Source organism: Blastococcus sp. DSM 46786 (assembly GCF_900109665.1).
Classification (GTDB): Bacteria; Actinomycetota; Actinomycetes; order Mycobacteriales; family Geodermatophilaceae; genus Blastococcus; species Blastococcus carthaginiensis.
On record NZ_FOAO01000016.1, the window covers coordinates 114894 to 123205 of the forward strand.

Consider the following 8312-nt stretch of genomic DNA (forward strand, 5'->3'; position numbering starts at 1 on the left):
CGGGGCCGGGCCCGCCGGCCTCGCGCCGCGGTCGCCGTCCTCGTGGTGCAGCGCGAGGACGGCGCCCCGACGGTGAGGACGGCGCTCAGCCGGTCCGCCGCGGACGTCGCGCTCAGTCCTCCGGCACCAGCCGGACGGCCAGGACGGCGACGTCGTCCTCGGCGTCGGGCAGGATCATCCGCGCCAGCACCCGGTCGCACAGCTCGTCGAGCGGGAACCCGCCGCACTCGCCGAGCACCTCCAGCAGCTGCTCGGTACCGGCGTCGATGTCGCGGTCGCGGCGCTCGACCAGTCCGTCGGTGTAGAGGAGCACCGTGGAGCCCGCGGCCAGGACGGCGACGTGGTCCTCCCGCACCGTCTCCGGCGCCACGCCCAGCAGCAGGTCGGCCTGCTTGCCGTCGAGCAGGACGACGCTGCCGTCGGAGGCCAGCAGCGCCGGCGGCGGGTGCCCCGCGTTGGCCCAGCGCAGCCGCATCCGCCCGGCCTCGTCGTCGGGTTCGGGCTCCAGCTGGGCGACCAGCGCGGTGGCCATCGTGTTCAGCGCCAGCCCCTGGACGGCGCGGTCGAGCTCGGTGAGCACCTCCGCCGGGGAGCCGCCGCTGGAGTAGCTGATCCCTCGCAGCAGGCCCCGGACCTGGCCCATCGCCGCGGCCGCCCGGGTGTCGTGGCCGACGACGTCGCCGATCGCGAGCACCGTCGTCCCGCCGCGCTGCAGGAACGCGTCGTACCAGTCGCCCCCGATCTCGGCACCCTCGGCGGCCGGCACGTACCGGACGACGATCTCGCAGTGCTCCGGCTGCGGCGGCTCGGTGAGCATGCTGCGCTGCAGTGCGTCGGCCAGGTCGCGCTGCTGGCCGTACAGCCGGGCCTGGTGCAGGGCCAGCCCCGCGCGCCGGCCGATCTCCACCGCGGTGTCCACCTCGGCCTCGCCCAGCGGGCCGCGGTGCTCACCGGTGAACAGCCCCAGGGCGCCGAGCACCTGGCCGCGCGCCACCAGCGGCACCGCCACCCCGGCCCCCGCCCCCAGCCGGGCGAAGCGCTCGCGGGCGGCGGCATCGGGCAGCGCCCGGGTCACCTGGTCCCACTCGATGACCGGCAGGAGCACCGGACGACCGGTGGTGATGACCCGCCGTGCAGCCGATTCCTCGCTCATCGAAGCCACCATCGCGCGGACGTAGGCCTCGACCTCGCCCCCGCGGGTGGGGTCGCGGTGGCTGCTGGCCACGTCGTGCAACCGGCCCTGCTCGTCGGTGACCACGATCCAGCACCAGTCGGCCAGCTCGGGCACGACCAGCGAGGCCAGCCGGCCGATCTGCTGGTCGATGTCGAGCGTGCCGGAGAGCACGCGGCCGGCGTCCGCGAGCAGCCGCAGGCGCTGGTTGGCCTGCGCCATCGCCGCGACCGCCGCTCCGCGCTCGGCCTCCGACTGCAGACGGGAGACGCTCAGCGCGATCTGGGCGGCCAGCGCCTCGAGCACCTCGACGTCGTCACCGGTGAAGTGGTGCTCGGTGGTCCAGACCACGAGGAACGAGCCGAGCAGCCGCCCCTCGACCCGCAGCGGGACGGTGGCCAGCGCCTGCAGCCCGAGCATCTCGGCGACGGGCTCCATGGCCGGGAACCGGGCCACCGCGTCCGCGCGGTCGTCCAGCAGGATGCGGCGCCCGTGCCGGGCTGCGTGCTGGGCCGGCAGCGCGTCGTCCATCGGCAGGACGACGGCGTCGAGCGGCCCGGCGTCCGGTGCGCTCGCCCGGACGGTGGCCACCAGGTTGCCGGTCATACGCAGCCGCAGCGGGCCGCCGCCGGGGTCGAAGAGAGCCAGCGCGCTGGACTCCGCGCCCAGCACCTGGGCCCCGCGCAGCGCGATGTCGGCGAGCTGGTCGAGCCGCGCGGCGTTGGCCAGCTCGGCCGCCACCTCGGCGATCGCGGCGGCCCGCTGCACGGCGGTGAGCCGCCGCTGCGCCTGCCCGCGCGCCTCGGTGATGTCCACGGCGGTGCCGAGCACCCGGGCCGGCGCGCCGGTCGCGTCCGCCACCACCCGCCCGCGGCCCAGCACCCAGCGCGTGCCGCCGTCCTCGCGCAGCGCCCGGAACTCCACGGTGTAGTCGCCGCGCTGCTCGATCGCGACCCGCATGGCCTCGGCGATGGCGGCGTGGTCGTCGGGGTGCACGTGCGTGACCAGGACGTCGTCCAGCGAGTCGAGGTCCACCGCCGAGTCCAGGCCGAACAGCGCGGCGCACCGGTCGTCCCAGTGGATGGTCCCGGTGCGCAGGTCGCGCTCCCAGATGCCCACGGAGCTCGCCTCGAGCGCGACCTCCAGCCAGGCCCGCGAGGTGCCGACCGCCGACTGGGCCGCGGAGAGCTCCAGCTCCGCGACGACGGAGGCGGCCAGCTGCTCCAGCAGCTCGGCGGCGTCCTCGGACCAGGTGCGCGGCGCGCCGTCGTAGGCGGCCAGCGCCCCCACCACCTGCCCGGAGGCGGCCAGGAGCGGGGCCCCGAGGTAGGCGCCGACCTCGCCGGAGGCGACGGCGGGAAGCCCCGCGACCCGCTCGTCCTCGGCGGCCGCCGCGATCTTCAGCGGCCGGCCCTGGCGGACCGTGATGGCCGAGAGCGCACCGGTGGCCAGCGCCGGGCCACCCACCACGCCGGCGGGCAGCCCGTACCCGCCGACGACGACGTCGTGGTCGGTGAAGAGCGTGACCTTGGCGTGCCCGACGTCGAGGAGCCGGGCGGCCAGCGCCGACAACCGGTCGAACGCGGCCGGCCCCGGGACCTCCAGCAGCAGCCGGCGTGCCGCGGCGATCCGCAGCGGATCGGTGAGCGGGTCCCCCCCGGACTGCTCATCGTGAACGGCGGAGCCTGTCGTGGCCACGCACCCTCCGACCGGCATCGCCGCCCCCTGACCGGGAGCATCCTCCGCACATGCTGGCACGCCCCACCGACGGCACGGGACAGGCATCCCGCCGCGCCGCGCAGGGCAGGGCACCCCTCCGGGTGGGGCGGCCGGGGCCGGGTCAAGGTCCGGCCGGCGCCGGCCGATCACCTGACCATGCTGGGCATGCGCACGAGCGCTCCGCCGGACTGCCGGCCGCTGCTCGCCGACGCCGACGACCTGACCCTGGTCTTCCAGCCGATCGTCGACCTCGCCACCGCCGGCATCGCCGGGTACGAGGCGCTGGCCCGCTTCCCCGGCTCCACCGGGCCCGACGTCTGGTTCGCCGCCGCCGCGGACGCGGGCATCGCCGCCGAGCTCGAGGCGCTGGCTATCCACAAGGCGCTCGCCGCCGTCGACCACCTGCCGGCCAACACCTTCCTGACCGTGAACGTCAGCCCCCACCTGCTGGGCGCCGAGGTCATCGAGAACGCCTTCGCCGCCCGGCCCGACCTGCGCCGCGTGGTGATCGAGCTGACCGAGCACACCCCGGTCGACGACCTGGGTGCGCTGCGCCGGCAGACCGACGCCCTGCGGCAGCGCGGTGCGCTGATCGCCGTCGACGACGCCGGCAGCGGCTACTCAGGCCTGCAGCAGCTCGCCGCCGTGCGCCCGCAGCTGGTGAAGCTCGACCGGGCTCTCGTCTCCGACGCCGACGGCGACCCCGTCCGCATGGCGCTCGTGGAGATGATCGGCGAGTTCGCCGGCCGCATCGACGCCTGGCTGCTGGCCGAGGGCGTGGAGACGCCCGCGGAGCTGGCCGCGTTCACCCGCCTGGGGGTACCCCTGGCCCAGGGCTGGCTGCTCGGCCGCCCGGCGCCGGAGTTCCGGCCGCTGGACCCCGACGTCGTCCGGCTGGTGCGCCTCCACTCCGCCCGTGCGCGGCTGACCGAGAGCGTCGCCAGCCTGGTGCGCCCGGTGCGCCAGTGCGTGCTGGGCGAGGAGCCCGCCACGCCGCCCGCCGTCCTGGTGGGACCGCAGGGCGAGCCCGCGGCCCTGCTGCTCTGCGACCCGCGGACCGGTGAGGTGCACACCGCACCGGTCTCGCTGCGCGTGCACCCCTCGACCGACATCGGGGACGCCCTGCGCCGGGCGCTCACCCGCCCGCCGGTGCACCGCTTCGACCCCGTCGTCTGCACCGACCCGACCGGCCACGTGCTCGGGTTGGTGCGGATGGAGGACCTGGCGTCCGCCGCCAGTGCCGCTCGCTGACCCCACCCAGAGGAGAGACCCCCATGAAGCGCTTCGCCTGCGGCGACGTCGTCCCCGGCTGCGGCGCGGCCTTCACGACCCCCGACGAGGAGGGCATCTTCGCGCAGGTGGTGCCGCACGGCGCCGCCGCGCACGGCATCGACCAGGTGACCCCGGAGCTGGCCGCGGCGGTGCGCGCGCACATCCACCAGGTCTGAGGCGCCCGCGCCCGGGGCCCGCTCCGCGGGGTCCCCGGGGGCGTGACGGCTGTGATCAGCGGGTCTGCTGCGGGTTTCCCGGAACCCCCCACTGGCCAGACCTGCAGGCGGCATGACACCGTGCCCCCGGCCCGGAATCCCGCGAGACCGGGTTCCGTACCCCCGCCAGGCGTGGGTGCGGGAACCCCGGTGGCGCTCCGCGCGTCCGGGTGGAAGAGCCGGCTGCGTGCCGAGGACACGGCACCGCCACCCCCTACGGAAAGGTTGCTCCATGAACAAGGCCGAACTGGTCTCCGCCATCGCCAAGCGCGCCGACGTCCCGGCCTCGACCGTCGACTCGGTCCTCGCCGGCCTGCAGGACGAGCTGGTCGACGCCATCACCCGTGGCGAGAAGGTCGCCGTCTCCGGGCTGATCACGGTCGAGCGCACCCAGCGCTCCGCCCGCACCGGCCGCAACCCGCAGACCGGTGAGTCGATCGACATCCCCGCCGCCAACACCGTCAAGGTGACCGCCGGCTCGAACCTGAAGAAGGCCGCCAGCTCCGTCCCGGTCTGATCCGGTCGCGCCCGCAGCCGGGCGGGCGCCGCGACCCCGTGTGTCCGGGCTCACAAGGGCGTGAGTCAGGATGCCGGTCGAGGCGTCGCCCGGCGGCGGGCGACCCCAGGGACCGGAGGTGGGCGTGAACGACGACCTGCAGGTGGGCACCGACCCGGCCGAGGTGGGGATGGATCCCGCCCGGCTGGCCCGCGTCGACGACCGGCTCTCCCGGTACGTCGACGACGGCCAGCTGCCGGGGTTCCTGGTCACCGTGGCCCGCCACGGGCGTCTCGTGCACGTCGGCCGCGGAGGCTTCCGCGACGTCGAGGCGGGTCTGCCGGTCGAGACCGGCACCCGCTGGCGCATCTTCTCGATGACGAAGCCGGTCACCTCCGTCGCGGCGATGATGCTGTACGAGGAGGGGGCCTTCCAGCTCACCGACCCGATCGCGCGGTGGCTACCCGAGTTCGCCGAGACCCGCGTCTACGTGGCCGGGTCGGCGATGAAGCCGGTGACCAGCCCGCAGGTGGAGCCCATCCGGGTCCGGCACCTGCTCACCCACACGGCGGGGCTCACCTACGGCTTCCACCACGCCCACCCGGTCGACGCCATGTACCGCGCGATGGGCCACGAGTGGGGCACCCCGCCCGGCGCGGACTCGGCCGAGGTCTGCCGGCAGTGGGCCTCGGTGCCGCTGGTCTTCCAGCCCGGCAGCGAGTGGAACTACGGCGTCTCCACCGACGTGCTCGGCCGGCTGGTCGAGGTCGTCTCCGGCCAGCCCCTCGACGAGTTCTTCGAGCAGCGCATCTTCGCGCCGCTGGGCATGCGCGACACCTCCTTCGGGCTGCGCGACGGCGACGACGTGCCGTCCCTCGCCCGGCTCTACGGCGCCGTGCCGGGGCAGCCGGGGGGTGCGGCGACCGGCTACGCGCCGCTGGACGCCATGGGGGAGGCGGCCCACCACAAGCCCGCGTTCCTCTCCGGCGGTGGCGGGCTGGTCTCCACGGCCGGTGATTACCTGCGGTTCGTGGAGATGCTGCGCCGCGGCGGCTCGTACGACGGCGGGCGGCTGCTGGGCCCGCGCACGCTCGCGCACATGGTGACCAACCACCTGCCGGGCAACCAGGACCTGGAGACCTTCGGCCGGCCGCTGTTCGCCGAGACCCCGCTGCGCGGCGTCGGCTTCGGGCTCGGGTTCTCGATGGTGATCGACCCGGTGCACTACGGCGTCGTCTCGTCCGTCGGCGACTACAGCTGGGGCGGGGCGGCGTCGACGGCGTTCTACGTGGACCCGGTCGAGGACCTCACCGTCAGCTTCTACACCCAGCTGCTGCCCTCGAGCACCCTGCCGATCCGCAACTACCTGCGCCAGCTGGTCAACCAGGCGATCGTCACCTGACCCCCTGGCCGGCCCGCTCCGGGATCAGGTGGGCGGCCCGCTCCTGGATCAGGTGACCTGCCCGCTTCGGGATCAGGTGACCTGATCGTCGAGCGTCCTCCCTCACGGTCGGCGGTGAGGGGACGCCGCACGGCGCGGGAGGACGGCGGGTGCGAGTCGTCCGCTCCGACCGGCACCGCCGCGGACGCTCGACCGCGGCCGGGGGCAGCCCGCCCACCCCGCGGGCGGGCCCCGTCGAGGAGCCCGCCCACAGGTCACAGGTAGCGGCGGTAGACGACGGTGGCGACCATCGCCGGCTTGCTGCCGCCCTCGACCTCCACGGTCACGGCCAGGTTCATCTGGATGCCGCCCTCGAACGGCGTCGCCGCCTCGAGCGTGGCCCCGGCCCGCACCCGCGCACCCACGGGCACCGGCGAGGGGAAGCGCACCTTCTCCGTGCCGTAGTTGACGCCCATGCGGAAGCCGGTGATCTCGACGATCTGCGGCATCAGGGCGGGCAGGAGCGACAGCGTCAGGTAGCCGTGGGCGATCGGGCCGCCGAACGGGCTCTCCTTCTTCGCCCGCTCCGGGTCGACGTGGATCCACTGGTGGTCACCGGTCGCCTCGGCGAACTGGTTCACCTGCTCCTGCGTGATCGTCACCCAGTCGCTGTGGCCCAGCTGCTGCCCGACCAGGCCCTGGACCCCCTCGACGCCGTCGGCCGTCGTCTGCGCCATCTGTCTGCCTCCTCGTGGACGGTCTGGTTGGCTGACTCCACCACACACCACGATGGGACGGGGAGCGGGTTGCTGCGACTGGGGACCCTCGACGTGCCCGACGGCGCGTTCGCGGTCATGGCGATCGTCAACCGCACCCCCGACTCGTTCTACGACCGCGGCGCCACCTACGAGCTGGCCGCGGCGGTGGAGCGGGTCGACCGGGTGGTCGCCGAGGGCGCGGACATGGTGGACGTCGGCGGGGTCAAGGCCGCGCCCGGCGAGGAGGTCTCCCCCGCCGAGGAGGTGCGCCGGACCGTCGACCTGGTGGCCGCGATCCGGGCGGCCCACCCGGCGCTGCCCATCTCCATCGACACCTGGCGGGCCGAGGTCGCCCGCGAGGCGCTGGCGGCGGGCGCCGACGTCGTCAACGACGCCTGGGGCGGGGTGGACCCCTCGCTGGCCGTCGTCGCCGCCGAGGCGGGCGCCGGGATCGTGTGCACCCACGCCGGCGGGCTGCCGCCGCGCACCCGGCCGCACCGGGTCGTCTACGACGACGTCGTCGCCGACATCGTGGCCCGGACGACGACGCTGGCCGAGGCCGCGGTCTCGGCCGGCGTGGACCCCGAGCGGGTGCTGGTCGACCCGGGGCACGACTTCGGCAAGAACACGCGGCACTCGCTGGAGGCGACCCGCCGGCTGGGCGAGCTGGTGGACACCGGCTGGCCGGTGCTGGTGGCCCTGTCGAACAAGGACTTCGTCGGCGAGACCCTCGACGTCCCCCTCGGCGAGCGGCTCACCGGCACGCTGGCGGCGACGGCGGTCAGCGCGTGGCTGGGCGCGCGGGTGTTCCGGGCCCACGACGTCGCCCCGACCCGGCAGACGCTGGACATGGTGGCCTCGATCCGGGGCACCCGCCCGCCGGTCCGGACCGTCCGCGGCCTCGCCTGACGCCATGACACCGTCGTCCTCCGGACGACACCGCGGCCACGTGCCGTTCCCCGGGTGGGCTGAGCTTGCCGTTTAACCTCCGTGGCCGGCGGAGTCACATCAGTGTGATTCGAGGGCTGGCATGAAGGCGGCCACCGCGTGATCCTTCGGAGTAGCGAGCTTCGAAGATCGGCGGTGGCCGCGATGGACAGTCTTCCCCTGTCCGACGGGATTGACCAGAGCTTCGTGGGGCCGGCGGGGCTGGACCGGCTGCGAGAGTTCCGCGGTCAGCTGTATGGATGCCTGGGTCGGCGGGCCGATGAGCTGTTCGAGCTGGCCGACGCGCTGCTGTGCGCTGAGGGTCCGGTGCGGTCGCTGGTCGGGCTGTGCCTGGCCCCGGAGCACCGCCGCG

Annotated in this window: 7 protein-coding genes and 1 pseudogene; 6 read left to right on the forward strand and 2 right to left on the reverse strand. The window is 75.1% G+C overall.

What is annotated here, in order from left to right; genetic code table 11:
* Positions 1-112: 112 nt before the first annotated feature.
* Entirely contained in the window at positions 113-2869 is a 2757-nt protein-coding gene (locus tag BMW62_RS15510) for a SpoIIE family protein phosphatase (RefSeq protein ID WP_244524072.1), read from the reverse strand.
* A 186-nt stretch (positions 2870-3055) separates the two neighbouring features.
* Between BMW62_RS15510 and BMW62_RS15515 the strand changes: the two genes are divergently transcribed.
* The 4 genes from BMW62_RS15515 to BMW62_RS15530 all read left to right on the forward strand — a co-directional run bounded on the left by BMW62_RS15515 (position 3056) and on the right by BMW62_RS15530 (position 6275).
* Complete coding sequence (locus tag BMW62_RS15515; protein ID WP_244524073.1) at positions 3056-4141, forward strand: EAL domain-containing protein; 1086 nt, start codon at positions 3056-3058, stop codon at positions 4139-4141.
* A gap of 23 nt (positions 4142-4164) precedes the next feature.
* Complete coding sequence (locus tag BMW62_RS15520) at positions 4165-4338, forward strand: DUF1059 domain-containing protein (RefSeq protein WP_091932306.1); 174 nt, start codon at positions 4165-4167, stop codon at positions 4336-4338.
* Between the two features lie 271 nt (positions 4339-4609).
* Positions 4610-4894 carry an HU family DNA-binding protein gene (locus tag BMW62_RS15525; RefSeq protein WP_091932307.1) on the forward strand — a complete coding sequence of 95 codons (285 nt, stop codon included), beginning with the start codon at positions 4610-4612 and terminating at the stop codon, positions 4892-4894.
* Between the two features lie 124 nt (positions 4895-5018).
* A complete protein-coding gene (locus BMW62_RS15530) occupies positions 5019-6275 on the forward strand; it encodes a serine hydrolase domain-containing protein (RefSeq protein WP_091932308.1) in 1257 nt (418 codons plus the stop codon).
* Between the two features lie 254 nt (positions 6276-6529).
* Here BMW62_RS15530 and BMW62_RS15535 read toward each other — a convergent pair whose 3' ends face one another.
* Positions 6530-6991, reverse strand: coding sequence for a MaoC family dehydratase (locus tag BMW62_RS15535; protein WP_091932309.1), 462 nt, complete (start codon positions 6989-6991; stop codon positions 6530-6532).
* 69 nt (positions 6992-7060) lie between these two features.
* Between BMW62_RS15535 and folP the strand changes: the two genes are divergently transcribed.
* On the forward strand, positions 7061-7921 hold the full coding sequence (folP, locus tag BMW62_RS15540; protein WP_091932310.1) for a dihydropteroate synthase: 861 nt from the start codon (positions 7061-7063) through the stop codon (positions 7919-7921).
* A 183-nt stretch (positions 7922-8104) separates the two neighbouring features.
* Positions 8105-8312, forward strand: a pseudogene (locus tag BMW62_RS15545) (transposase); the annotation flags it as partial.